The organism is Crossiella sp. CA198, assembly GCF_052078295.1.
GTDB lineage: Bacteria > Actinomycetota > Actinomycetes > Mycobacteriales > Pseudonocardiaceae > Crossiella.
The window spans coordinates 74,968-98,809 of record NZ_JBQJIM010000026.1 but is presented as its reverse complement, the minus strand read 5'-3'; the positions used below and the strand labels follow the sequence as shown (position 1 = coordinate 98,809).

Annotated in this window: 27 protein-coding genes; 16 read left to right on the top strand and 11 right to left on the bottom strand. The window is 72.1% G+C overall.

The genetic code is table 11. From position 1 onward, the window contains the following. Positions 1 to 59: 59 nt before the first annotated feature. Positions 60 to 995 carry a MurR/RpiR family transcriptional regulator gene (locus ACTOWY_RS35510; RefSeq protein WP_441313974.1) on the top strand — a complete coding sequence of 312 codons (936 nt, stop codon included), beginning with the start codon at positions 60 to 62 and terminating at the stop codon, positions 993 to 995. Beyond that, a complete protein-coding gene (locus ACTOWY_RS35505) occupies positions 992 to 1,924 on the top strand; it encodes an N-acetylmuramic acid 6-phosphate etherase (protein WP_441313973.1) in 933 nt (310 codons plus the stop codon). Before ACTOWY_RS35510 ends, ACTOWY_RS35505 begins: the two co-directional genes overlap by 4 nt. 24 nt (positions 1,925 to 1,948) lie before the next feature. Here ACTOWY_RS35505 and ACTOWY_RS35500 read toward each other — a convergent pair whose 3' ends face one another. Next, entirely contained in the window at positions 1,949 to 2,704 is a 756-nt protein-coding gene (locus ACTOWY_RS35500; protein WP_441313972.1) for an oxidoreductase, read from the bottom strand. 113 nt (positions 2,705 to 2,817) lie between these two features. On the opposite strand from ACTOWY_RS35500, the gene ACTOWY_RS35495 reads away from it, so the two are divergent. After that, positions 2,818 to 3,423 (top strand): GNAT family N-acetyltransferase, encoded by a 606-nt coding sequence (locus ACTOWY_RS35495; RefSeq protein ID WP_441314021.1) that lies wholly within the window; start codon positions 2,818 to 2,820, stop codon positions 3,421 to 3,423. Between the two features lie 130 nt (positions 3,424 to 3,553). Beyond that, complete coding sequence (acs, locus tag ACTOWY_RS35490) at positions 3,554 to 5,545, top strand: acetate--CoA ligase (protein ID WP_441313971.1); 1,992 nt, start codon at positions 3,554 to 3,556, stop codon at positions 5,543 to 5,545. A 54-nt stretch (positions 5,546 to 5,599) separates the two neighbouring features. Here the strand turns inward: acs and ACTOWY_RS35485 are convergent, their stop codons facing one another. Together ACTOWY_RS35485 and ACTOWY_RS35480 are read right to left on the bottom strand one after the other, a co-directional pair. After that, entirely contained in the window at positions 5,600 to 6,289 is a 690-nt protein-coding gene (locus ACTOWY_RS35485) for a hypothetical protein (RefSeq protein ID WP_441313970.1), read from the bottom strand. Positions 6,290 to 6,381: 92 nt separating this feature from the next. Continuing rightward, positions 6,382 to 7,185, bottom strand: a complete 804-nt coding sequence (locus ACTOWY_RS35480) for a sulfite exporter TauE/SafE family protein (RefSeq protein ID WP_441313969.1) — start codon at positions 7,183 to 7,185, stop codon at positions 6,382 to 6,384. 163 nt (positions 7,186 to 7,348) lie between these two features. On the opposite strand from ACTOWY_RS35480, the gene nhaA reads away from it, so the two are divergent. Then, positions 7,349 to 8,557 carry a Na+/H+ antiporter NhaA gene (gene nhaA, locus ACTOWY_RS35475; protein ID WP_441313968.1) on the top strand — a complete coding sequence of 403 codons (1,209 nt, stop codon included), beginning with the start codon at positions 7,349 to 7,351 and terminating at the stop codon, positions 8,555 to 8,557. A 16-nt stretch (positions 8,558 to 8,573) separates the two neighbouring features. Continuing rightward, the gene (locus ACTOWY_RS35470; protein WP_441313967.1) at positions 8,574 to 9,080 is read left to right on the top strand and encodes a phage holin family protein; all 507 of its coding nucleotides are present in this window, start codon (positions 8,574 to 8,576) and stop codon (positions 9,078 to 9,080) included. Here the strand turns inward: ACTOWY_RS35470 and ACTOWY_RS35465 are convergent, their stop codons facing one another. The 4 genes from ACTOWY_RS35465 to nth are packed head-to-tail and all read right to left on the bottom strand — an operon-like array spanning position 9,081 to position 12,284. Next, entirely contained in the window at positions 9,081 to 10,265 is a 1,185-nt protein-coding gene (locus tag ACTOWY_RS35465) for a MarP family serine protease (RefSeq protein WP_441313966.1), read from the bottom strand. After that, on the bottom strand, positions 10,262 to 10,963 hold the full coding sequence (locus tag ACTOWY_RS35460; protein ID WP_441313965.1) for an NUDIX hydrolase: 702 nt from the start codon (positions 10,961 to 10,963) through the stop codon (positions 10,262 to 10,264). The genes ACTOWY_RS35465 and ACTOWY_RS35460 overlap by 4 nt, the downstream gene beginning before the upstream one ends. Beyond that, positions 10,963 to 11,586 carry a TlpA family protein disulfide reductase gene (locus tag ACTOWY_RS35455; RefSeq protein WP_441313964.1) on the bottom strand — a complete coding sequence of 208 codons (624 nt, stop codon included), beginning with the start codon at positions 11,584 to 11,586 and terminating at the stop codon, positions 10,963 to 10,965. Before ACTOWY_RS35455 ends, ACTOWY_RS35460 begins: the two co-directional genes overlap by 1 nt. Continuing rightward, positions 11,583 to 12,284, bottom strand: a complete 702-nt coding sequence (gene nth, locus ACTOWY_RS35450) for an endonuclease III (protein ID WP_441314020.1) — start codon at positions 12,282 to 12,284, stop codon at positions 11,583 to 11,585. The genes ACTOWY_RS35455 and nth overlap by 4 nt, the downstream gene beginning before the upstream one ends. A gap of 139 nt (positions 12,285 to 12,423) precedes the next feature. On the opposite strand from nth, the gene ACTOWY_RS35445 reads away from it, so the two are divergent. The 4 genes from ACTOWY_RS35445 to dnaN all read left to right on the top strand — a co-directional run bounded on the left by ACTOWY_RS35445 (position 12,424) and on the right by dnaN (position 16,272). Next, positions 12,424 to 12,678, top strand: coding sequence for a hypothetical protein (locus tag ACTOWY_RS35445; RefSeq protein ID WP_441314019.1), 255 nt, complete (start codon positions 12,424 to 12,426; stop codon positions 12,676 to 12,678). 109 nt (positions 12,679 to 12,787) lie between these two features. After that, positions 12,788 to 13,462 carry a Crp/Fnr family transcriptional regulator gene (locus tag ACTOWY_RS35440; RefSeq protein ID WP_185001239.1) on the top strand — a complete coding sequence of 225 codons (675 nt, stop codon included), beginning with the start codon at positions 12,788 to 12,790 and terminating at the stop codon, positions 13,460 to 13,462. 397 nt (positions 13,463 to 13,859) lie between these two features. Next, complete coding sequence (locus tag ACTOWY_RS35435) at positions 13,860 to 15,125, top strand: MFS transporter (RefSeq protein WP_441313963.1); 1,266 nt, start codon at positions 13,860 to 13,862, stop codon at positions 15,123 to 15,125. Positions 15,126 to 15,165: 40 nt separating this feature from the next. Beyond that, positions 15,166 to 16,272 (top strand): DNA polymerase III subunit beta, encoded by a 1,107-nt coding sequence (gene dnaN, locus ACTOWY_RS35430; protein WP_441313962.1) that lies wholly within the window; start codon positions 15,166 to 15,168, stop codon positions 16,270 to 16,272. Here dnaN and ACTOWY_RS35425 read toward each other — a convergent pair. Beyond that, positions 16,269 to 17,048, bottom strand: coding sequence for an MBL fold metallo-hydrolase (locus ACTOWY_RS35425; RefSeq protein ID WP_441313961.1), 780 nt, complete (start codon positions 17,046 to 17,048; stop codon positions 16,269 to 16,271). The genes dnaN and ACTOWY_RS35425 overlap by 4 nt on opposite strands. After that, the gene (locus ACTOWY_RS35420; protein ID WP_441313960.1) at positions 17,045 to 17,875 is read right to left on the bottom strand and encodes an NUDIX hydrolase; all 831 of its coding nucleotides are present in this window, start codon (positions 17,873 to 17,875) and stop codon (positions 17,045 to 17,047) included. Before ACTOWY_RS35420 ends, ACTOWY_RS35425 begins: the two co-directional genes overlap by 4 nt. A 32-nt stretch (positions 17,876 to 17,907) precedes the next feature. Between ACTOWY_RS35420 and ACTOWY_RS35415 the strand changes: the two genes are divergently transcribed. Genes ACTOWY_RS35415 through ACTOWY_RS35405 form a run of 3 tightly spaced genes read left to right on the top strand, consistent with a single transcriptional unit; the run spans position 17,908 to position 20,529 of the window. Next, complete coding sequence (locus ACTOWY_RS35415; RefSeq protein WP_441313959.1) at positions 17,908 to 18,363, top strand: hypothetical protein; 456 nt, start codon at positions 17,908 to 17,910, stop codon at positions 18,361 to 18,363. A gap of 11 nt (positions 18,364 to 18,374) precedes the next feature. Further along, entirely contained in the window at positions 18,375 to 19,280 is a 906-nt protein-coding gene (locus ACTOWY_RS35410; RefSeq protein WP_441313958.1) for a Gfo/Idh/MocA family protein, read from the top strand. A 28-nt stretch (positions 19,281 to 19,308) separates the two neighbouring features. Next, positions 19,309 to 20,529, top strand: coding sequence for a hypothetical protein (locus ACTOWY_RS35405; RefSeq protein ID WP_441313957.1), 1,221 nt, complete (start codon positions 19,309 to 19,311; stop codon positions 20,527 to 20,529). 54 nt (positions 20,530 to 20,583) lie between these two features. On the opposite strand, the gene ACTOWY_RS35400 is transcribed toward ACTOWY_RS35405, so the two are convergent. Both ACTOWY_RS35400 and ACTOWY_RS35395 read right to left on the bottom strand, forming a co-directional pair. Then, positions 20,584 to 21,042 (bottom strand): RidA family protein, encoded by a 459-nt coding sequence (locus tag ACTOWY_RS35400; RefSeq protein ID WP_441313956.1) that lies wholly within the window; start codon positions 21,040 to 21,042, stop codon positions 20,584 to 20,586. A 2-nt stretch (positions 21,043 to 21,044) separates the two neighbouring features. Next, positions 21,045 to 21,203 carry a DUF4177 domain-containing protein gene (locus ACTOWY_RS35395; RefSeq protein ID WP_185001230.1) on the bottom strand — a complete coding sequence of 53 codons (159 nt, stop codon included), beginning with the start codon at positions 21,201 to 21,203 and terminating at the stop codon, positions 21,045 to 21,047. A 216-nt stretch (positions 21,204 to 21,419) separates the two neighbouring features. Here ACTOWY_RS35395 and ACTOWY_RS35390 point away from each other — a divergent pair, with 216 nt between their 5' ends. From ACTOWY_RS35390 to ACTOWY_RS35380, 3 genes are read left to right on the top strand one after another with little or no spacing between them, the layout of a single operon-like run. After that, positions 21,420 to 21,671: a hypothetical protein gene (locus ACTOWY_RS35390; protein ID WP_441313955.1), complete on the top strand. Its 252-nt coding sequence runs from the start codon at positions 21,420 to 21,422 to the stop codon at positions 21,669 to 21,671. 42 nt (positions 21,672 to 21,713) lie between these two features. Beyond that, a complete protein-coding gene (locus ACTOWY_RS35385) occupies positions 21,714 to 22,703 on the top strand; it encodes an ArsA-related P-loop ATPase (protein ID WP_441314018.1) in 990 nt (329 codons plus the stop codon). Then, on the top strand, positions 22,700 to 23,839 hold the full coding sequence (locus tag ACTOWY_RS35380) for an ArsA family ATPase (protein ID WP_441313954.1): 1,140 nt from the start codon (positions 22,700 to 22,702) through the stop codon (positions 23,837 to 23,839). The genes ACTOWY_RS35385 and ACTOWY_RS35380 overlap by 4 nt, the downstream gene beginning before the upstream one ends. Positions 23,840 to 23,842 lie beyond the last annotated feature (3 nt).

Below are 23,842 nucleotides of genomic sequence, written 5' to 3'. Positions count from 1 at the left end.
AGCACAAAGACGCCAGATGACCTGTTGATTCTCTGCCTAACTGTTAGTAAGTTTCCGACATGGCCTCTTCCCTTGGCTCGGCCCCGGACATCGCTGACACGAGTCCGTTGGTACGGATCCGCTCCCTGTTCCCGGGACTCGCACGGGCCGAGCAGCGAGTGGCCCAGGTGGTGCTCGGCGATCCGGCCGTGGTCGCGCACCGCTCCATCACCGAGGTCGCCGAGGCCGCCGGCACCAGCGAGACCACGGTGACCCGCTTCTGCAAGGCCATCGGCGTCGGCGGCTACCCGGACCTGCGCATCGCGCTGGCCGCGGACACCGCGCGCACCGCGGCCCGCGCCGATCGCGATCTCGGCAGTGACATCGGCCAGGGCGACGACCTGCGCCAGGTGGTCAGCAAGGTCTCCTTCGCCGACGCCCGTGCGGTCGAGGAGACCGCCGACCAGCTCGACGTGGTGGAGCTGGAGAAGGTCGTCGAGGCCATGTCCGCGGCGGGCCGGGTGGATGTCTACGGCGTGGGCGCCAGCGCCTTCGTGGCCATGGACCTGCAGCAGAAGCTGCACCGCATCGGGCGGATCAGCTTCGCCTGGAGCGACACCCACATCGCGCTGACCTCCGCCGCGGTGCTGTCCAAGGGCGATGTGGCGGTGGGCATCTCGCACACCGGCGCCACCGCGGACACCGTGGAGGCGCTGCGGGTGGCTCGCAGCCGCGGCGCGACCACGGTCGCCCTCACCAACTTCCCGCGCTCCCCCATCGCCGAGGTCGCCGACTACGTGCTGACCACCGCGGCCAGGGAGACCACCTTCCGCTCCGGGGCCACCGCGAGCCGGATCGCCCAGCTCACCGTGATCGACTGCCTGTTCGTCGGGGTGGCCCAGCGGCACCACGAGTCCGCGACGGCAGCCCTGGAGGCCACCTTCGAGGCGGTCAGCGGGCACCGGCTCGGGCCACGTCCGGACGGCCGGCGCCGGCAGCGGGAGAACGGCAAATGAGCTTCCCCACGCCGCGTCCCTCGGTCCGGGTGGACTCGCCGACGGAACGCCGCAACCCGCGCACGCTCGAACTCGACCAGCTGCCCACCGAGGACCTGCTGCGCATGATCAACGCCGAGGACCAGCTGGTGCCCGGCGCGGTCGCGCTGGTGCTGCCGGAGCTGGCCAGGGCGGTGGACTTCGCGGTGGAGGCACTGCGCTCCGGCGGCCGGGTGCACTACGTCGGGGCAGGCACCTCCGGCAGGCTGGCCACGCTGGACGCGGCCGAGCTGGTGCCGACCTTCAGCGCGCCCACGGACTGGTTCCTGGCCCACCACGCCGGTGGCGCGGCCGCGCTGCGGCAGGCCGTGGAGGACGCCGAGGACAGCGTGGAGGCCGGGGCCGCGGTGATCGCCGAGCACGCCTCTCCCAAGGACTTCGTGCTCGGGCTGGCCGCTTCCGGGCGCACCCCGTTCGTGCTCTCCGCACTGGCCGCGGCCCGGCGGCTGGGCGCGCGCACCGGGCTGGTCTCGGCCAACCCGGCCGCGATCGCCGGGGTGGACGTGGACGTGCGGCTGGCCGTGGACACCGGTCCGGAGGCCATCGCGGGCTCCACCCGGATGAAGGCGGGCACCGCGCAGAAGCTGGTGCTGACCTCCTTCTCCACCGCGGTGATGGTCCGGCTGGGCCGCACCTACTCCAACCTGATGGTCAGCATGAAGGCCACCAACGCCAAGCTGCGCGGGCGGTCGCTGGTCATCCTGGGCGAGGCCACCGGGCTGGATGAGAAGACCTGCTCGGCGGCGCTGCTGGCCGCCGAGGGCGATGTGAAGACCGCGCTGGTGTGCCTGCTCTCCGGAGTGGACACCGAGGCCGCCACCAGGGCGCTGGAGGCCAGCAGCGGCCATGTCCGGCACGCCATGGACAGCCTGCGGGCCGCGACCGGCTGAGCCACCGTGTGGCCGCGGCGGAGTTCAGTTCGCCGCGGCCGCCTCGGCGATCGAGACCGCTTCCTTGGCGCCGGCCTCCAGGGACCCGCAGTAGTGCACGATCCAGTTCGCCACGCCGTCGGGCTCGCCGGAGGCGAAGCCGCGGGCCGCGCTCAGGTATGCCTCGGGGTGCCGCATCCAGGACACCTCCGGCACGCCGAGCCCCTTGAGGTCCAGGCCGGTGGCGATGCAGGTGAGCCGGGCCGCTGCCCGCGCGATCACGCCGTTGGCCTGGGCGAAGGGCACCAGGGTGAGCAGTTCGCCGTGCACCACGGCGGCGACCACCGGGCCGGGCACCTTGCTGCCCCCTGCCACCAACTGGGCCAGCAGGTCCAGCCGGGCGGCCACCGCCGGATCGGCGGTGGGGCGGCCGAGCAGTTCCGGGTCCGCGCCGGGCACCAGGTCGGCGGCGGCCAGCACGTGCATCCGGGCCAGTGCCTGCAACGGGGCGCGCTGCCAGGTGGTCAGCAGCAGGCCGACCGATTCGGCCACCCGCAGCGCACCGGCCAGCACCGGGTCGCTCACCTCGCCGGCGGCCGGGATCTCGGCGCTGCCGCCGTCGAGCACGGCCGAGGCCCTGGCCGCACGCACGGAGGCCTCGGCGGCCGTGGTCGGCCAGCCGCGCCGGTTGGTCGGATGCCGGTGCACCTCGGCGATGGCGAACCGCGCTGTCTCCACCGCCTCGGCCACACCGGGCAGTTCGAGCAACGGACGCAACGGATCGGTGGCGAGCGGACTCACGACGGCGGAGCGTACCCGGCTGAGCCGACAGTCAGGATTGGCCTGCTGGATTCGCTCCCCGGTGGCCGTTTAACAGGCCACTGTCGGCTTCTACCGTCGGTTGCGTGGACAACATCGACTGGTGGCGCCAACCGACCCTGACCGGCGAGCACGTGCGCCTGGAACCGCTGACCCCCGGCCACGTGGCCGGCCTGCACGCCGCGGGCCGCGACCCCTCGGTGTGGACGCACCTGTCCGCGCACTGGCCCAGCGACCTGGCTGGCACCAGTACTTTCGTCCAGGATCACCTGGCCGCACAGGCCGACGGCGACCGCCTCGTCTACGCCCAGATCGAGGTGGCCACCGGCGCGGTCGCCGGCGTCACCTCCTACTACGAGATCGTCCCCGCCCAGCGGGCGCTGGCCATCGGGCACACCTGGATCGGCACGCCCTGGCAGCGCACCGCGCTCAACACCGAGGCCAAACTGCTGTTGCTGGGCCGGGCCTTCGAGCAGCTGGACGCGCTGCGAGTGGTGTGGCACACCGACATCCGCAACGAACGCTCCCAGCGCGCGATCGAGCGGCTCGGCGCGCAGCGGGAGGGAATCCTTAGACACCACCGGATCCGGCCGGACGGGACCTTGCGCGACACGGTGCTGTACTCGATGCTCGCCGGAGAGTGGCCGGCCGCCCGCACGGCGTTGCGCAAGCGGCTGGCGAACTCCCCCTCAACCGTCTGACAAGCCACTCTATCGGGTGAGCATGGCTGAAGTGGTCTATACCTTTGTGGGGGGAGGTCTACTCGCGGGTGACGGATCGCACTACCGTTGCCCCGCAGCCACCACCGACGATGCAGGGAGGGCGCACGCGATGACCCCGCCTAGTGGCGACGCCGGATCGAGCAACACCTTGGACAACCTGCTCACCGAGAGCAGGACGTTCCCGCCCAGCGCGGAGTTCGCCGCCAAGGCCAACGCCAAGCCCGCCCTGTACGAGCAGGCGGCGGCGGACCGGGAGGCGTTCTGGGCCGAACAGGCCGAACAGCTCCACTGGCACACGCCGTTCACCAAGGTCCTGGACTGGACCGACGCCCCGTTCGCGAAGTGGTTCCTCGGCGGCAAGCTCAACGTCGCCTACAACTGCGTCGACCGGCACGTGGAATCCGGGCACGGCGAGCAGGTCGCCATCCACTGGGAGGGCGAGCCCGGCGACACCCGCACCATCACCTACGCCACCCTGCAGGACGAGGTCAGCAAGGCGGCCAACGCGCTGTCCTCGCTTGGCCTGGTCGCGGGCGACCGGGTGGCCATCTACATGCCGATGGTGCCCGAGGCGATCTTCTCCATGCTCGCCTGCGCGCGGCTCGGCCTGCCGCACAGCGTGGTCTTCGCCGGTTTCTCCGCCGAGGCGCTGCGCTCCCGGATCGAGGACGCCTCGGCCCGCCTGGTGATCACCACCGACGGCCAGTACCGGCGGGGCAACCCGGCCGCGCTCAAGCCCGCGGTGGACGAGGCGGTGGCCAGCAACCCCAGCGTGGAGCACGTGCTGGTGGTGCGCCGCACCTCCTCCGAGATCGACTGGACCGACGGCCGCGACCTGTGGTGGCACGAGCTGGTGGACGCCCAGTCCACCGAGCACACCGCCGAGGCATTCGACGCCGAGCACCCGCTCTACATCCTCTACACCTCGGGCACCACCGGTAAACCCAAGGGCATCCTGCACACCTCCGGCGGCTACCTCACTCAGGCCGCCTACACCCACCGCAACGTCTTCGACCTCAAGCCGGAGACCGACGTCTACTGGTGCACCGCGGACATCGGCTGGGTGACCGGGCACTCCTACATCGTCTACGGGCCGCTGGCCAACCGGGCGACCCAGGTGGTCTACGAAGGGACGCCGAACACCCCGCACGAGGGCAGGCACTGGGAGATCATCCAGAAGTACGGGGTGTCGATCTACTACACCGCCCCGACGCTGATCCGCACCTTCATGAAGTGGGGCGCGGACATCCCGGCCAAGTACGACCTGTCCTCGCTGCGGGTGCTGGGCAGCGTCGGCGAGCCGATCAACCCCGAGGCCTGGATGTGGTACCGGGAGCACGTGGGCGCCAACCGGACGCCGATCGTGGACACCTGGTGGCAGACCGAGACCGGCGCGATCATGATCTCCCCGCTGCCCGGGGTGACCAGCACCAAGCCGGGTTCGGCGATGGGTCCGCTGCCCGGCATCGGCGCCAAGGTGGTCGACGAGGCGGGCAACGAGGTCGGCAAGGGCGGCGGCGGTTACCTGGTGCTGGACCAGCCGTGGCCGTCCATGCTGCGCGGGATCTGGGGTGATGAGGCCCGGTTCCGGGAGACCTACTGGTCGCGCTTTGAGTCCCAGGGCTTCTACTTCGCCGGGGACGGCGCCAAGTACGACACCGACGGCGCGATCTGGCTGCTCGGCCGGGTGGACGACGTCATGAACGTCTCCGGCCACCGGATCTCCACCACCGAGGTGGAGTCGGCGCTGGTCTCGCACCCGACCGTGGCCGAGGCCGCGGTGGTCGGCGCGGCCGATCCGACCACCGGCCAGGGCATCGTGGCCTTCGTGATCCTGCGCGGGGACGCGGTGGACGGCGGGGACGCCGCGGTGCAGGCGCTGCGCAACCACGTGGCCAAGGAGATCGGCCCGATCGCCAAGCCGCGGCAGATCATGGTCGTGCCCGAGCTGCCCAAGACCCGCTCCGGCAAGATCATGCGCAGGCTGCTGCGTGATGTCGCGGAGAACCGGCAGGTCGGCGACGTCACCACGCTCGCGGACTCCACGGTGATGAACCTGATCAGCGCGGGCCTGCAGAAGGGCTCGGCCAGCGAGGACTGAGCACAACGCCGAAGGCGCCGTTCCCCGGGCTGGGGAACGGCGCCTTCGCGTTGGTCAGGATGACTGGTACGGCGCGGGCGGCTGGTAGCCGGGCGGGTACTGGCCGGGCTGCGGCTGCTGGTAGGCGGGCGGCGCCTGCGGGCCGGGCGGCGGGTACTGGCCGGGCTGCTGGTAACCGGGCTGCGGCTGGCCCCACTGCGGCTGCTGCTGCGGGTAACCGGGCTGCGGCTGCGGGCCGGTGGGCGGGTAGCCCGGCTGCTGCTGGCCAGGCTGCGGGTAGCCCTGCTGCGGCTGCGGACCGGTCTGCGGGAAGCCCTGCTGCGGCTGGCCGGGGTACTGCTGCTGGCCGGGCTGCGGGTAACCCTGCGGGTCCTGGCCGGGGTACTGCTGATCGGGCTGCGGGTAGCCGCCCTGGCCCGGCTGCGGGTAGCCGCCACCGGCGGCCGCGGCCTTGATCCGCTTGTTCTTGTTGACCGTGAGCACCGTCATCAGGCCGCCGCCGAGGAGGAGGATCGGCCCGATGATGGTCATGACCAGGCCGAAGGTCCGGTCGGAGTCCCGCTGTTCGGCGTAGGTCCTGGTGGTCGTGGTGCGGCTGCGCCGGGCCGTGCTGGTGCAGGAATCGCCCGGCTTCATCACCTGGCTGCCGCACTTGACCTCGGTGGCGTTCATGTTGCTGATGCCCACGATCAGCATCACCAGACCGATTCCGGTCACGACCACCCAGCGGACAATGCTCTTCATCTCGGTCTTCCCCAGTCACTCGCTCGCCCGGTCGAAGGAGTCGACGCACCGGACCGCCCATCCGTTCCACTGACTCCCACCAGCCGCGCAGGCTAGCCCGAACGAGTGCCTTTCCGTCGGATATCCGGCCAAACTGTCCGAATCGAAACCAGAACCAGCAGTCCGCCGAAGAGCAGATCGGACAGTCGCGGGTCCAGGGCCACGGACAGGAAGCTGGTGCCGATCGCGGTGAGCGCGCCAGCGCCGCCGATCCAGGCCGCGTCCCGGAGCGAGCCGTTGCCGTTGCGCACGTTGCGCCAGGCGCCCAGCACCGAGGAGGGCAGCACCACCAGCAGCGAGGTGCCCTTGGCCATGGCCGCGCCGACGCCGTAGCCCAGCTGCATCACCGGGACCATCGCGGTGCTGCCGCCGATGCCGGTCAGCCCGGCCAGCACGCCGATGGGCACGCCGACCGGGATCAGCAGCGAGAGTGCGAGCAGATCGTGTTCCACCGGGCCGCTGGACACGCCGGGCACGGTCAGGAAACGGATCGCGGTGGCCAGCGCCAGCACCGCGTACAACCAGCGCAGCAGGGCCAGCGGCACCCGGTCCAGCAGTGCCGCACCCAGCCAGGCGCCGATCATGGTGCCCAGGGCCAGCGGGACCGCGATGAAGACGTCGACCTCGCCGGCGTAGAGGTAGCCGACCGTGCCCGCGATGGCCAGCGGGCCGATGGCCATCACCGAGGTGCCCACCGCGTGCCGCTGGTCCCGGCCGCACAGCGCGGTCAGCGCGGGCACGATCACGATGCCGCCGCCCACCCCGAAGAGTCCGGCCAGCACACCGGCGGCCAGTCCGATGAGCATCAGCCGCAGCGCGTGCGGCCGTTGCGACGCGGTGGGCTCGGCGGCGGGCACGATTCGAACCTAGGCAGCCCGCACCGGCGCTGTCCTGGTGCTTTCCGTCACTTCGTTGTGCTAAGCACCTATATTTCGCCCGGTTGAGGCGTTAAGGTCGCATCAGGGTGTGCCGGGAAGTCTGGTCGGCGACTGTTACAGCCGACCCTTCAGGGAGCCGCCCGTGCACGCTCGCCTCCGCCGCCCCAAGGCCGCCGCCGCCGAGTTCGCCCGCTATCTGCGCACCGAGACCGTCGGTGGTTTCGTGCTGCTGGCGGCCACCGCCATCGCCCTGCTCTGGGCCAACTCGCCCTGGGGTGATTCCTTCCGGGCGCTGCGCGATTTCCCGATCGGCCTGGACGCCCTGCACCTGAAGCTGACCGTGGGCGAATGGGCCAAGGACGGGCTGCTCGCGCTGTTCTTCTTCGTGGTCGGCCTGGAGCTGAAACGCGAACTGGTGGTCGGCGAATTGGCGGACATGCGTTCGGCGCTGCTGCCGGTGATCGCCGCGATGGGCGGCATGATGGTGCCTGCCATGGTCGCGCTGGCGGTCTCCGCGGGCACGCCCGGCGCGCAGGGCGCCTGGGCGATCCCGGTGGCCACCGATATCGCCTTCGCCCTCGGCGTGCTCGCGCTGACCGGCTCCGGCATGCCGAGCAGCGCGCGGATCTTCCTGCTCAGCCTGGCCGTGGTGGACGATCTGGGCGCCATCGCGGTGATCGCGGTCGCCTTCACCGCCAAGTTCAGCCTGCTCGCCTTCGGCGCGGCGATCCTGCTGTGCGCGCTGTACTGGTACCTGCAGCACAAGCGGATCCGCAGCTCCTGGCTGTACGTGCCGATCGGGCTGCTGACCTGGTACGCGGTGCACGCCTCCGGCATCCACGCCACCATCGCCGGGGTGGCGCTGGGCCTGCTGACCAGGGTCCGCCCGGACCCGTACGAGCGGGAGGCCCCTGCCCTGCGGCTGGAACACCGGTTGCAGCCCTACTCGGCCGGGTTCGCGGTGCCGGTGTTCGCGCTCTTCGCCGCCGGGGTGCCGATCGGCGCGGACGCGCTGCGGATGCTCACCCAGGACCCGATCGCGCTGGCGGTGATCGCCGGGCTGCTGGCCGGGAAACTGCTGGGCATCTTCGGTTTCTCCTATGTCGCGGTGAAACTGGGGCTGGCCAGCAAACCGGCGGAGCTGAGCTGGCGGGACATGGCCGCCGTGGCCATGCTCGGCGGTGTCGGGTTCACCGTCAGCCTGCTCATCGCCGAGCTGGCGCTGCCCGCCGGTGAGGCCGAGGTGGCCAAGGCCGCGGTGCTGGTGGCCTCCGCGGTGGCCGCGTTGCTGGCCGCGTTGATGTTGCTGCGCCGAAGCAGGGCGCACCGGGACACGGAAACTGTGGACTGATCCGCTGCATGGCACGATGTCGGGCGTGACCCGCGCCCAGCACAACGCCAGCGGCAGCCCCGACGGCGCCGGGCTGCCGCCCGTCCCGTCCATCCCGCTGTCGGACTTCGAGGCCGCGCCAGGTGAGCAGTCGATCGGCGGCCTGGTCCGCGAGGCGACCACCCACCTGTCCACGCTGATCCGCAGCGAGCTTGAACTCGCCAAGGCCGAGCTGGGCACGGAGGTGAAGAAGGGCGTCAAGGGCAGTGTCTACTTCATCCTCGCCCTGGCCGTGCTCGCCTTCAGCATGTTCTTCCTGTTCTTCACCCTCGGCGAGCTGCTCTCGGTGTGGCTGCCGCGCTGGGGCGGCTTCGGCATCGTGTTCGTGCTGATGCTGGTCTCGGCCGGGCTGCTCGGGTTCCTCGGCTACCGCAGGGTGCGCACCATCCGCGGCCCGAAGCGGACCATCGAGACGCTCAAGGACACCGGCAAGGTGCTGCCCCGCCGCCACAGCAGTGACGCGGAGCAGCAGCAGTCCGCCTGATCAGCGCGCGCAGGCCCCGGTGGAGACCCGCCGGGTGAGTTTCGGCGCGTCCTTGACCTCGGCGGCGACCTCGGCCGCGGTGAGCACGAAGCCGGTCTCCTGGTCGTCCACCGCGGCGCCGAAGACCACGCCGATGACCCGGCCCTGCGGATCGACCAGCGGGCCGCCGGAGTTGCCGCTGCGCACGGTGCCGCGCACGGTGTAGACGTCCCTGGTGACGGTGCGGGACTCGTAGATGTCCGGGCCGCGCAGCTGGATGCGGTCCCGGATCCGGGCCGCGGTGGCGGTGTAGGGGCCGTCCAGCGGGTAGCCGAGCACGATGCCGTCCTGGCCGGATTTGGCGTCGGCGGGGGCGAAGGGCAGCGCGGCGGCGGTCAGGTCGGGCACGTCGAGCACGGCCACGTCGGTCTGCGGGTCGTAGAGCACCACGGTCGCGTCGAACTGCCCGCGCCCGACCTCAACGGCCACCGTGTCCGCGCCTGCCACCACGTGCGCGTTGGTCATCACCCGGCCGCGGGAGATGACGAACCCGGTGCCCTCCAGCGCCCGCGAGCAGGAGGAGGCCTGGGCCCGCACCTTGAGCACGCTGGCCTGCACCTCCTTGGCGATCGGGCTGGCGGCCAGGGTGCCGTCGGCCGGGCCGACGTCGGTGCGCGGGGTGGAGCTGAACGGGTCGAGCAGGGTCGGGAAGCCGGAGACGTTGAGCAGCCTGCGCAGTTCGCCGGAGAGGTCCTTGCCCGCCTGCGGCATGACCTCGTCCACGGTGCCCAGCACGGCCGAGCCCTTGACCGCCCCGGACAGCCCTGGCAGGCCGGCCACCGAGGTCAGCGGCACCGCGAGCAGCCAGGCCACCACGAACACCACCGCGCCCTGCACGAGCGCGCCCAGGGTGTTGTCCAGCCAGACGATCCGGGAGCGGTGGATCTTCTCCCGCAGCGGGCGGCCGATCAGCACGCCCAGGGTCTCGCCGAGCACCGCGAGCAGCACGATCACCGCGACCAGCACCACCACCCGCACGGTGACGTTGGTGAACTGGGCGACCACGATCGGCGCCAGCACCAGGCCGAGCAGCGCGCCGCCGAGCGCGCCCAGGATCGCGGGCGCGGCGATGACCACGCCCTGCCTGGCCCCGGACAGCGCCGCCACGATCGCCAGCAGCACCACCAGGAGGTCGACCCAGTTCACGCGCTCTCCTCGCCTGGAAGTTCCTCGACGGCCCGCCAGGAGGCCTCAAGATCTCGGACGTCCGTCTCGTCCCATGGTTGCTCCCAGCCGGCCAGCCGGATCACGCCCGCGAGCAGTCCGGCGGTGAAACCCCAGACCAGCATGCCCGGCACGGCGAAGGCCGGACCGAGCCAGCCGGAGGAGTGCCGGACCCGGAACCGGTTGGCCGGATCGGCCAGGAAGGCGATCGGCACCCTGGCCACCGCGGCGGTCTCACCGAAGTCCACCGGGGCGACCGGACCGGGTTTCTCCCAGTGCCCGAGCACCGAGGTGACCATGAACCCGCTGGGGGTGATGAACAGTTCGGGCAGCAGCGCGACCGGGCGCACGCTCTCCGGCAGCACCCCGGCCTCCTCGTGCGCCTCGCGCAGCGCCGCCTCGACCACGCCGGAGTCGGTCGGGTCGACCGCGCCGCCGGGGAAGCTGACCTGGCCGGGGTGGGAGTTGAGGCCGTCGGCGCGGCGCAGCAGCAGCACGTCCGGCCCGGAGCCGGGGTGTTCCTCGCCGAGCAGGATGAGCACCGCGGCCTGGCGCACGTCCGCGGTGGCCTTCGGGTTGTACTTGGTGAACGCGGAGTGGTCGATCTCCGCGGTGGTCTTGACCAGGGGCGCGAGCCAGTCGGGCAGCTCGGCCGGGTCGACGAGTGGACCGTGCGTCATCAGGCGCCCCCCAGGTTGTCGGCGACCGCCCTGCGGACCTGCTCGACCGAGGTGAACAGCAGCGGCTGGGTGATTCTGCGAACCTCGCCGTCCGGGCGGACGAGGTAGGAGGCGGGCAGTGCGGGCGGCACCTTGAGCGCGGCCTGCGCGGCGCCGTCGGCATCGGCCACCGAGGGCAGCTTTACGTTGAGCGCGGCCAGCAGCTCCAGCCCGGCGGCCCGGCTGTCGTTGCGGACCTGGAGGCCGAGCACCGGCACCGCGCCCTCGCCCGCCGCGTACTCGGCCAGGATCGGCAGTTCGGCGCGGCAGGGCTGGCACCAGGTGGCCCACACGTTGACCAGGGTGGCCTTGGCGGCCAGCGCCGAGCCGAGGTCGGTGACGCCCTCCTGGCCCAGGCAGGGCACCCGGACGCCGGAAAGCTGGCCGACCACGCTGTCGGTGGGGCCGGGCTGCGGGCAGGGCGCGAGCTGGGCCTTGGCCCGCAGCGGGGCCAGGTCCGGCTCAGCCACCGAGGTCGGGCTGGATCCGCTCGGGGCGAGTTCGCCACCACGTGGCCACAGCGCGATGACCGCGGCCACCGCCAGCACCACGATCAGCACGAACCACCGCACCCGGGGGATCACCGGGCGGCACCCGCCCGCCGGGTCTCCGCCAGCGCCAGCAGGTGCGCCGCCTCTGGGCCCTTGACCAGCTCGGCGGCCTTGACCGGGTCCAGTTCGCCCTCGCCGAAGGAGGGGCATTCCCTGGCCAGGAAGCAGGCTCCGCAGGCGGGTTTGCGGGCGTGGCAGACGCGGCGGCCGTGGAAGATGATCCAGTGCGAGAGCATGGTCCAGTCCTTGCGCGGGACCAGCTCGCCGATGATCTTCTCCACCTTCACCGGGTCGGTCTCGGCAGTCCAGCCCCAGCGGCGCACCAGGCGGCCGAAGTGGGTGTCCACGGTGATCCCCGGCACCCCGAAGGCGTTGCCGAGGATGACGTTGGCGGTCTTGCGCCCCACCCCGGGCAGCTCGACGAGGTCGACCAGGCGTTTGGGCACCTGGCCTGCATGTTTCTCCACCAGCGCGGCGCCGAGGCCCATGATCGAGGTGGTCTTGTTGCGGAAGAAGCCGGTGGAGCGGATGTACTCCTCCAGCTCGGCGCGGTCCGCTCCCGCGTAGTCGGCCGCGGTGCGGTAGCGGGCGAACAGCGCCGGGGTGACCTCGTTGACCCGCTTGTCCGTGCACTGGGCGGACAGGATGGTCGCCACGGCCAGTTCCAGGGGGTTGGTGAAGTCGAGTTCGCAGTGCGCGTCGGGGTAACCGTCGGCGAGCGCCCGGACCATGCGCCGCACCCGTCGCACCAACGCCAGCCGGGTTTGCTCTGCCACCCCTTCAGCCTACGGACTGGACACGATGGTGTTTACGTCTGTGGGGGACCCCGGTTGCGCTCACTGAGGGTGTATGGGTCAGTATCGAATCATCATGGCTGCCTGGTTTGTACTCGTCGTACCGCTCATCGTGATGTTCTTCGCGCTGTTCATGGAGCGCGTGGAAGACCGGCTTCGGCACGTCGCCGTGCAGGAGGACGAGGTCGAGGAGTTCCTGGAGAAGGCCCGCCCCGACGAGGTGCGCGCGCTCTACGGACACGGCATCGGTCGCGCACTCGAACTTTTCCGGCTCCGGAGGCTCGGTGGACGGGCTCCGCGACGACCTCGCCGTGTCCGAAGCCGTCCTTAGCCGGGTGAAGTCCTAGACTGCTCGGAGTGATCGGCGGCACGTCGTCGCGGCCCGCTCCAGTGGCTTCGACGAGAACACGTGACTGCCGCGTCTCGACAGGAGGGACGAGGTGGACGAGACCCTGGCCCGCGCGGGCATCTTCCAGGGCGTGGATCCGGCTGCCGCTGAGGCGCTGGCCAGTTCTTTGGAGGCTGTGGACTTCCCGCGCAGCCATGTGATCTTCGCGGAAGGAGAGCCCGGCGACCGGCTGTACATCCTGCAGTCGGGAAAGGTGAAGCTCGGGCGCAAATCGCCGGACGGCAGGGAGAACCTGCTGGCCATCATGGGACCTTCCGACATGTTCGGCGAGATGTCCATCTTCGATCCGGGCCCGAGGACCTCCACGGCCACCACGGTGACCGAGGTGCGTGCGCTGACCATGGACCGGCCGGCGCTCCGCGAGTGGATCAACAAGCGACCAGAGATCGCGGAGCAACTGCTCCGGGTGCTGGCGAGAAGGCTGCGCCGGACGAACAACATGCTGGCGGACCTGATCTTCACCGATGTGCCCGGTCGGGTTGCCAAGGCGTTGTTGCAGTTCGCGCAGCGTTTCGGCAGCCAGGAGGGTGGCCTGTTGCGGGTCACCCACGACCTGACACAGGAGGAGATCGCGCAGTTCGTCGGCGCCTCACGGGAGACCGTGAACAAGGCGCTGGCCGACTTCGCCCACCGCGGCTGGCTGCGGTTGGAGGGCAAGAGCGTGCTGATCCTCGACCCGGAGCGGATGGCTCGCCGGGCGCGGTAGCGCACCAGAGAACTGGAAAACAAGAGGAGGCTGGACGCCGCCCCCGACGCGGCGCGCCAGCCTCCTTTTGGTGCGCGGCCAATCCCCCGACCAGCCACGCGTCCCCCGGTCCGGCCCCGAACCGGATCTCCGAGGGAAATTTTCAAGTTCGATTGTGAAGCATGTCCCTTTTAGCCGCCTGACCAGCCCCGTCGTGACGGGCACAGCGCCAACACTGCGTCTTCCAGCACTTTTGTACAAGCGCTGTCACCCTCAAGGACGGCGTTCTTCGCGCCGAAGTTGCGTGGATTCACCCAGAAACCGCATTTTCGTTACAGCATCGTGACCCTGCGTGTGGTGACCAAGGGCACCGGGAAATAACTGGTACCTGCGTACCAGATCAGGCAGACTGGTACGCATGTCCCAGTCTCTGTCTTTCGCGTCCTACCGCGCGGCCCTGAGCACCCCGGCAGCCCGCCTCCCGGTGCTGGCCGCGCTGCTTGGGCGCCTCCCGGTCGCGATGGTCGGGCTGGCGCTCATGCTCTACGTCCGGCAGGCCACCGGCTCCTTCGCCTCGGCCGGTCTGGTCTCCGCGGGCGCCCTGACCGGCGCCGCGATCGGCTCGGTGTTGCAAGGCCGCCTGGTCGACCGGTTCGGCCCGACCCGCCCGCTGCTCACCGCCGCCGCGCTGCTCACCCTGTTCACCACGCTCGGGGTGAGCGCGGTGGAGGCCGGCGCGCCGGTGTGGCTGCTGATGACCATCGCGCTCGCGCTCGGGGTCAGCCAGCCCTCGGTCAGCTCCTCCTCGCGGAGCCTGTGGAGCAGGCTGCTGCCGCCGGGCCCGGCCCGGCAGGCCGCCTACTCCTACGAGGCGATCAGCATGGAGGTCTTCTTCATCCTGGGCCCGGCCATCGCCGGTCTGCTGATGGCGCTGCCCTGGCCGGGCACCGGCGTGGTGATCGGCGCGGGCTCGATGGTGATCGGCGCGGTCGGCTTCGCGCTGACCCCGGCCGTGCGGGCCTGGCGCGAGCGCACCGAGCCGAGGGCGGGGCAGGGCCTGCTGGCCGTGCTCACCCCCGCCATGCGCACGGTCGCGCTGGCCGCCTTCGGTTTCGGCGTGACCATCGGCTTCGTCGAGATCGCGGTCCCGGCGGCGGCCACCATGGCCGGCTACCCCAGCTCGGTCGGCGGTCTGCTGCTGAGCCTGTGGTCGGTCAGCTCGGTGGTCGCCGGCCTGCTCTACGGCCTGCGCCCGGTGCCGCGCCCGATGTACCTGCGCCTGCCGGTGCTGCTGGCCGCGTTCTCGCTGCTGCTCCTGCTGCTGGTGTGGCAGACCAGCCTGGCAGGCCTGGCCATCGCGTTGCTGGTGGTCGGCACCCTGATCACCCCGCAGGCCACCGCGCACTCCATCGCGGTGGACGAGGTCGCCCCGGCGGGCAGCTCCACCGAGGCCTTCGGCTGGGTGATCACCTCGGTGACCCTTGGCCTGGCCGCTGGTCAGTCGGTCAGCGGTCAGCTGATCGAACTGTCCGGGCCGCCGCTGGCCTTCGCCGCGGCGACCGTGGCCGGTCTGCTGATCGCCGGCGGCGTGTGGCTGCGCAGGCGGACCGTGCGGGACGCGCTCCCGGCGGTCTCGCCCGCGGACTGCGCGGTCCCGGCCGAGGTGGTCGCCACCGCGCGCTGAGGCCCCGGATCTGTCGGTGGGCGGCGCTAGCGTGCGCGGCATGTCCCTGGACCTGACCGCGACCACCACCGCGCTGGCCACCGCCGCCGCCGACCTGTCCCGGCTGCTGCCCGGCCGCACCCTTGATCCGGTGCTGGCCGGGCTGCTGCTGTCCGCGGACGCCGGCGGGGTGACCCTGGCGGCCACCGACCGGGAGCGCGGGGTGCGGTTGCACACCGCGGCCGTCACGCACACCGACGGCCAGGTCCTGGTCCCGGCCAAGCCGCTGGCCGAGACGCTGGCCGCGCTGGACTCGCCGGATGTGCGGCTGGTGGTGGAGGGCTCCCGGCTGGCGGTCCGGACGCCCAGCGCGCGGTTCGCGTTGCCGTTGCTGGCCGTGGAGGACCATCCCGGCGTGCCAGCGCCGCCCGCGGTGGCGGGCAGTGCCCGGGGAGCGGAGCTGCACGCGGCGGTGCTGCCGGTGGCCTCGGCGGCCAGCCGGGACGACGCGCTGCCGGTGTTCACCGGGGTGCGGTTGCGGGCCAAGGGCGGGCGGCTGGTGGCGGTGGCCACCGACCGGTACCGGATGGCGGCGGCCGACCTGCCGTGGATCTCCGCCGATGACGAGCTGGACGTGCTGATCCCGGCCTCGCTGTTCACCGAGGTGGCCAAGCAGGCCAGGGGTGCGGACCGGGTGACCATCCACGCTGATGCCGACCGGGCCGCGCTGACCTGGGGTTCGTCGACGGTCACCACATCGGTGCTGGTCAGCGGGCTACCGGAGGAGGACAAGCTTTTCCCGAGCACCGTCGAGTGCTCGCTCACCCTGGACGGCGCCGCGCTGGCCGGGGCGGTGCGCCGGGTCGCGCCGTACGCCGGACCACGCGGCACGGTGACCCTGGAGACCGGGGACGGTGAGCTGCGGGTGCGCGGCAGCGATCCGCAGGCCGGGGAGGCCGAGGAGACGGTCAAGGCCGGGATGCACGGGAACCGGGTGAGCCGCGGTTACCAGGCGAAATACCTGCTGGAGACGTTGCGCTGGTTTGGCGAGCACGAGGTCCGGGTGGACATCCAGCCGGGCATCCGGGGCACCATGTTCAGCCACGTCACCTCGCCCGGCGCGGTGCGGCTGCGGTACCTGGTGGTGCCGCTGCGCCAGCCCAGTTAGCTCCGCAGGTAGGCGAGCTGGGCCTGCACCGACCACTCGGCGGCCGGCCACAGCGACTGGTCCACATCGGCGTAGACCAGCTCGACCACGGCGCGCGCGGTGGCGTCCTGGCCCAGGGTGGCCAGGGCCTGGCGGACCTGCTCCAGCCGCTGCTCGCGGTGGGTCAGGTAGGCGGTGGCCACCGCGGCCACGTCCGGCAGTTCCGGGCCGTGGCCGGGCAGCACCGTGGTGCCCGGCGGCAGCTCCAGCAGACGGCGCAAGGTGGTCAGGTACGGGCCGAGCCTGCCGTCCGGGTGCGCCACGATGGTGGTGCCGCGGCCCAGGATGGTGTCGCCGGTGAGCAGCGAACCGTCGCCCTCGATCTGCACGCAGAGCGAGTCGGCGGTGTGTCCCGGCGTGACCCAGATCCGCAGGCGCAGCCCGGCCGCCTCGATGACCTGGCCGTCGTGCAGGTCGCCGCCGCCGTTGTAGCGGTGCGCGGGTTCGATGGCGTGGGTGGGCGCGCCGGTCAGCTCGGCGAGGCGGGCCGCGCCGTCGGTGTGGTCGCCGTGGTGGTGGGTGATCAGCACCGCCGCGACCGGGCCGTGTGCGGCCACCCTGGCCAGGTGCTCCTCGTCGGCCGGGCCGGGGTCGACCACCACGCACTCCGGCTGGCCGGGGGCGCGCAGCAGCCAGGTGTTGGTGCCGTCCAGGGTCATCATGTTCGGGTTGTCCGCCAGCAGCACCGCCGCGTTCGCGGTGACCTGGCGGAGCGTGCCGTAGGCCGGGTGGGTCACGATGCCTCCGGGTAGTCGGCGTCGCCGGGCAGGGCCACGTGCAGGTTGCCGTTGCGGCGCACCACCCTCGGCGTGATCTTGGTGATCTGGCGGTCCACGGCCAGCAGTTCGCGCACGGTGCGGTGCTGGTCCAGCTGGGACAGGGTCACCCAGGTCGGCGGCATCAGGCCGCTGCGCCCGGCCGCCCAGTCCGCGAGCGCGTCCGCCGGCCGCTGCCAGGCGGCGTGGTCGGCCTCGGTGGTGGTGCCGTCGGCGCGCTGACCGGCGGGCAGCGCGGCCAGGAAGAACCGGGTGTCGTAGCGGCGCGGCTCCTCCGGCGGGGTCACCCAGTTCGCCATCGGCCGCAGCAGGTCCGCGCGCAGCACCAGGCCGGTCTCGGTGAGGAACTCCGCCAGCGACAGCTTCCGGTCCACCAGGTCCTGCCGGGCGTCGGCGTAGGGCGCGGTGTCCGCGATGACGCTGTCCGCGTTCGCCCCGGCCAGCAGCACCCCGGCCTCCTCGAAGGTCTCCCGGACCGCCGCGCACACCAGCGCCCTGGCCAGCTCCGGCGAGCAGCCGAACCGCTGGGCCCACCAGGCCGGGGTCGGCCCAGCCCAGGCGACCGAGGTGTCCGCGTCCCGCTGATCCACCCCGCCGCCGGGGAAGACGGTCATGCCGCCGGCGAAGGCCATCCCGGTCACCCGGCGCAGCAGGAACACCTCGGGTCCAGTCGCGGTGTCCCTGACCAGGGCGACCGTGGCCGAATCCCGGGGCTCAGCCGGCGGCTGCGGGGCCTTGGCTGGCACAAAACCCTCGGGCAGGACCATCTCCTCGGGTAGCTGCGGCATGTGATCCAGACTAGGGCGGGAAGATGTGCGGCGTGAGTGTGCCGAACGTCCCATCCCAGCAGCCGGACGTCAGTCTGCCGCGGCCGCGGTTCGCGGGCTGCCTGCTGAAGCTGAGCCTGGTGCTGGCGGGTGCCGTGCTGGGCACCGTGCTGACCGTGGCGATCACCGCGGCGCTGCTGCTGCCGGTGCGCAGCACGGTGCAGGTGCAGACCCCGCCGCCCGCGGTGGCCACCGCCGGGGACTACCAGGGCTACGCGCTGGCGGTGAAACGGGTCGGCACGATGATGTCCAGCGGAAACTCCTTCGAGGTGTGGCTGGGCAGGCACGACGGCGGCGAGGTGCCGCGCGGGCACGTGCTCGAAGTGCCCTCGGGCTGGCGCACCGACAACGGGCTGACCGTGCGCTGGAGCCCGGAGAACGTGCGGCTGGACTTCGCCGGTGGTGGCCGGATAGAAGTTCCGGTGCGGGTCTTCCGCGACGCGCGCTGAAACCCGGCAGGATGTTCCCCGTGGACGAACAGCTCAAGATCGGCTTGGTCGGTGCGGGTCCATGGGCCAGGGCCGTGCACGCCCCTGGCATCGCGGATCACCCCGGCACCCGGCTGGCCGCGGTGTGGGCCCGGCGGCGGGACGCGGCCAAGGACCTCGCGGAGCCGCACGGCGCGCTGACCGCGGACTCCTTCGACGAACTTCTGTCCACTGTGGACGCGGTCGCGTTCGCGGTGCCACCGGCCATCCAGGGCGATCTCGCGCTCCAGGCGGCCAGGGCGGGCAAGCACCTGGTGCTGGAGAAACCGTTGGCCGCCAACGTGGAGCAGGCCCAGCGACTGGTCGATGAGGTGACCGGGCGCGGGCTGGCCTCGCTGCTGCTGCTCACCCGGCGCTACTCCCCCGAGGTCCGCGACTGGCTGGCCGGGCTGCACAAACTGGGCGGCTGGACCGGTGGTTCGGTGCGCTGGCTGACCGGCGCAGTGCTCGGCGGCCCCTACTCCGCCTCGCCCTGGCGGCAGACCGACGGCGCGGTGCTGGATATCGGCCCGCACGCCATCGACCTGCTCGACGCCGCGCTCGGCCCGGTCCAGGAGGTCATCGCCGCGCACCGCGGCCCGGACGACCTGTGCCACCTGGTGCTCGGCCACGAGGGCGGGGCCAGCAGCACGCTCACCCTGTCCCTGCGGCTGCCGATCCAGCCCAGCGTGGTGGACATCGCGGTGTACGGGCAGCACGGGCACCGGGCGCTGGGCAGCGGCGAGTTCAGCGCGCAAGACTGCTTCACCGCGCTGCTGGATGAGTTCCTGGCGCTGATCGACTGCGGCCACACCGAGCACCCCTGCGATGTGCGCCGCGGTCTGCACCTGCAACGGGTGCTCGACGAGATCACCCAGCGCGCCGGGTGGGTCGCCTGAGACCGTGACGGCACAACCGAGTGACCCGATGGCGAGTCCCCTGTTCGCCTACCACATCGATCCGGAAACCCTGTGGGAGTGCTCGGACGATCCGGCCACGCTGACCGCCTGGCTGGACCGGGCCGCCGCGCAGCCGGTGCCGGGCAATCCGGCGGTGGCCCGGCAGCACCACACCATGATCGGCGTGGCCGCGCGCATCCTGCGCAGGCTGGACCTGGCGCAGCGGCACCTGTGCACCGCGTTGCGGCTGGCCGAGGAGCATGGCCCGGCCGCCTCCGAGGTGCTGGCCCGCAGCAGGCTGGCGCACGTGCTGCAGTGGCAGGGCCGCCACACCGAGGCGATGGCCGAGTTCGACCGCTGCCTGGTCGACGGCAGCCGCACGCCCGAACTGGGCACGCACTTCCACTTCATCTTCCAGCACGCCGGTCAGTGCTACTACGACGCCGGTGAGTGGGCCGCGGCCCGGCACTGCTTCGCCACCGCGCTGCGCATGCGCGGCGGCGCGGCCGAGCCGGGCGATCCGCAGCTGTGGGCCTGGGAGGCCACCGACGCGGTGCTCTCCGCGCGGGCGGTGCAGCAGCAGCTCAACCGGCTGCTCACCGCGATCTACCAGGCCGCGGCCGAACGCGGCGGGGCGGCGGTGACCGCCGAGCACGGCCTGCCAGAGGGCGGGGAGCTGCTGCTGGAACTGCGCACCCTGCTGCTGTCCGGGCCGGTGCTGCTGCCGGTGGCGCACGCGGTGCACCCGCAGACACCGGACCTGGACGCGGTGCTGGACCAACTGACCGCCGCGGGCTGGCTGAGCCGCCAGGGCCGGGCCGTGCTGGCCACGCCGCGGTGCGTGGCGATGCTGCGCGCGGTGGTGGAGGTGGTGGACCGGACCGCGGCCGAGCTGTGGCCGGGGCCGGAGATCGCGCTGTCCTTCGTGGACCTGGCGGTGGGCGGCGCGGTCGGCACCTCCGACGGCGCGGCCTTCGACGCCTGGGTGGGCGCCCGTTCGGCCCGCACCGCCCCGGCCCGACTGGTCGACGGCCTGTGCGCGCTGCGCTACCACCGGGTGGACACCCAGACCGCCGCGGCGGGCGCCGAGGGGCTCACCCCCATCCAGGCGAACGCGCTGGACGCCGAGGATCCACTGCGGCGGCGGATCGAGACGCACACCGACCGGATGGCCGCCCGGCCGTACCGGCTGCTGGCCAGGGAACAGCGCGCGGCCCTGGTTACCGCGCTGGCCGCGCTGCCCACCTGAACAGAAGAACCGCCGCCACCCCAACCTCGGCCGGGGTGGCGGCGGTTCAGTGGATCAGGCGACCTCGACGATCAGTTCCACCTCGACTGGCGCGCCCAGCGGCAGCTCGGCCACCCCGACCGCGGCCCTGGCGTGCACCCCTGCCTCGCCGAAGACCTCGCCGAGCAGCTCGGAGGCCCCGTTGATCACCGCGGGCTGGCCGGTGAAGCCGTCCGCGGAGGCCACGTAGCCGACCACCTTGACCACCTGGGTGATCGAGTCCAAGCCGACCAGCGCGTCAATGGCGGCCAGTCCGTTCAGCACGCAGGTGCGCGCGTGCTGCTTGGCCTCCTCCGGGCTGATCGCCGCGCCGACCTTGCCGGTCGCGGCCAGCGCACCGGTCACGATCGGCAGCTGGCCGGAGGTGTAGACATGCGCGCCGCTGCGCACGGCGGGCACGTAGGCGGCCACCGGCGCGGCCACCGCAGGCAGTTCGATGCCCAGCTCGACCAGGCGCTGTTTCCACTCGCCCATGCTCAGTTGCCCTTCGGGCGCTTCAGGAAAGCGATCAGCTGCTCACCGGTGGGTCCCGGCTGCACCGACACCAGCTCCCAGCCATCCTCGCCCCACTGGTCGAGGATCTGCTTGGTCGCGTGGGTCAGCAGCGGAACCGTGGCGTACTCCCACTTCGTCATGGAGCAGAGCCTAGGGCCTGCCCGTGGAGCCCCGTCCGTGAGAGTCGTGATCGAGGTGGTTCCTGGTGGTACGGACGGGCCGCCCTCATACCGGGCGTATTCGGGTGGTCCGGCCGTGCCGCCAGGGGCCGCCTCGACGCGGCTATCGCGGGCGAGGCTCCGCGGGCTGGCCCTAGGTGCGGGCCTATCTGTTGCCGGAGGGGATACCGTGATCACGTGGAGACTTGGCGCATCACGGCGACCGTCCTGTTCAGCGTGGGCGGCCTCATCCTCACCCTGGTCGCCATGGCCCAGGTCAGGGACCGGAAGCGGACCACGCACGCGGCCGTGGTGCAGGCCGGGCTGATCTCGGTGGCCGTGGTCGCGGCGCTGGCGCTGCTGGTGGCCTTCGCGCTGCCCTCCACCTGGGCCTGGGCGCTGGTGGCCGCCGAGGCCATCGCAGTGCTTTTCCTCATGCTCGCGGGCTAAGGGCCGCACGCTCGCGCGAGTCGACCTAGGCTGATCACTGTGATGGCCTGGACCGAGGAGCTGAGCCGCGCCCGGTTGCACATAGTCACCGGCAAGGGCGGCACCGGCAAAACCACGATCGCCGCCGCGCTGGCGCTCGCGCTGGCCACCGGCGGGCGGCGGGTGCTGCTGGTGGAGGTCGAGGGCAGGCAGGGCATCGCCCAGGTCTTCGACCACGCGCCGCTGCCCTACTCCGAGGAGCGGATCGCGGCCGCGCCCGGCGGCGGCGAGGTGCGCGCGCTGGCGGTGGACGCCGAGGCGGCGCTGCTGGAGTACCTGTCGATGTTCTACAACCTGGGCTTCGCCGGGCGCACGCTGCGCCGGATGGGCGCGGTGGAGTTCGCCACCACGCTCGCGCCGGGCCTGCGGGACGTGCTGCTCACCGGCAAGATCAAGGAGTGCGTCGGCCGCACCGGCGAGGGCGGGCGGCACGAATATGACGCGGTGGTGGTGGACGCGCCGCCGACCGGCCGGGTGGTCAAGTTCCTCGACGTGACCAGGGCGATGGCCGATCTGGCCAAGGTCGGGCCGATCCGCAACCAGAGCGACGGCGTGATCCGGCTGCTGCACTCCGGGGACACCGCGGTGCACCTGGTGACCCTGCTGGAGGAGATGCCGGTGCGGGAGACCATGGACGCCGTCGGCGAGCTGGACGCCGCCGACCTGCGACCCGGCGCGGTGATCATGAATCGGGTGCGGCCGCCCCGGCTGCCCGCGCGGTCGGTGGGCGCGGCGGCCGGCGGGCGGGTGGACGCGGCCCGGATCAAGGCCGGGCTGCTGGCCGCCGGGCTGAACCTGGACGAGGCCATTGTGGACGGGCTGGTGGATGAGACGGTGGAGCACGCGATCCGGGTGCAGGCCGAGCTGACCGCGCGCGATCAGCTGGCCGAGGTGGACCTGCCGGTGCTGGAGCTGCCCGATCTCACCGACGGGGTGGACACCGCGGGGCTGTACGAGCTGAGCGAGCTGCTGATCGAGCAGGGGGTCCGGTGAACGCCCGCCCGCCGCTGCTGGACATCGACGATCTGCTGGACGACGCGCAGACCAAGGTGGTGGTGTGCTGCGGTTCCGGCGGGGTCGGCAAGACCACCACCGCGGCGGCGCTGGCCCTGCGCGCGGCCGAACGCGGCAGGCGCACCGTGGTGCTCACCATCGACCCGGCGCGCAGGCTGGCCCAGTCCCTCGGCCTGACCGAGCTGGGCAACCACCCGCGCGAGGTGACCGTGCTGGACCGTCCGGAGGGGACGGACGGCGCGCTGCACGCGATGATGCTGGACATGCGGCGCACCTTCGACGAGATGGTGCTCTCCCACGCCGGACCGGACCGGGCCGAGCAGATCCTGCGGAATCCCTTCTACCAGACCATTTCCTCCTCGTTCTCCGGCACCCAGGAGTACATGGCGATGGAGAAGCTGGGGCAGCTGGTGCACTCCGGCGAGTGGGACCTGGTGGTGGTGGACACCCCGCCGAGCCGGTCCGCGCTGGACTTCCTGGACGCGCCGCAGCGGCTGTCCACCGTGCTCGACGGCAAGATCATCCGGATGCTGTCCGCGCCCGCGCGGGCCGGCGGGCGGGGGATCCGGCGACTGGTCGGCGCGGGTTTCGGCCTGTTCACCAAGGTGATCTCGACGATCATCGGCGGCCAGCTGCTCAACGACGCCTCGGCCTTCGTGCAGGCCTTCGACAGCATGTTCGGCGGGTTCCGGCAGCGCGCGCAGGCCACCTACGAGCTGTTGCGCTCACCCGGCACCGCGTTCCTGGTGGTGGCCGCGCCCGAGCCGGACGCGCTGCGCGAGGCCTCCTACTTCGTGGACCGGCTGGCCGGTGAGGGCATGCCGCTGGCCGGGCTGGTCGCCAACCGGACCCACCCGGTGTTCGCGAACCTGCCCAGCGCCCGCGCGCTCGCCGCGGCCGAGGACCTCGAACGCGGTGGCTCGTCGCCACTGGCCGCGGCCGTGCTGCGACTGCACGCGGACCGGGTGGCCGTGGCGGAGCGTGAGCGACGATTGCTCGCGCGATTCACCAAGGCGCACCCGGGCGTGGCGATGATCGGCGTGCCCGCACTGCCCGCTGATGTGCACGACATCGACGGGCTGCGCGAGATCGGCGCCAGGCTGGCCGGTCAGTGACCG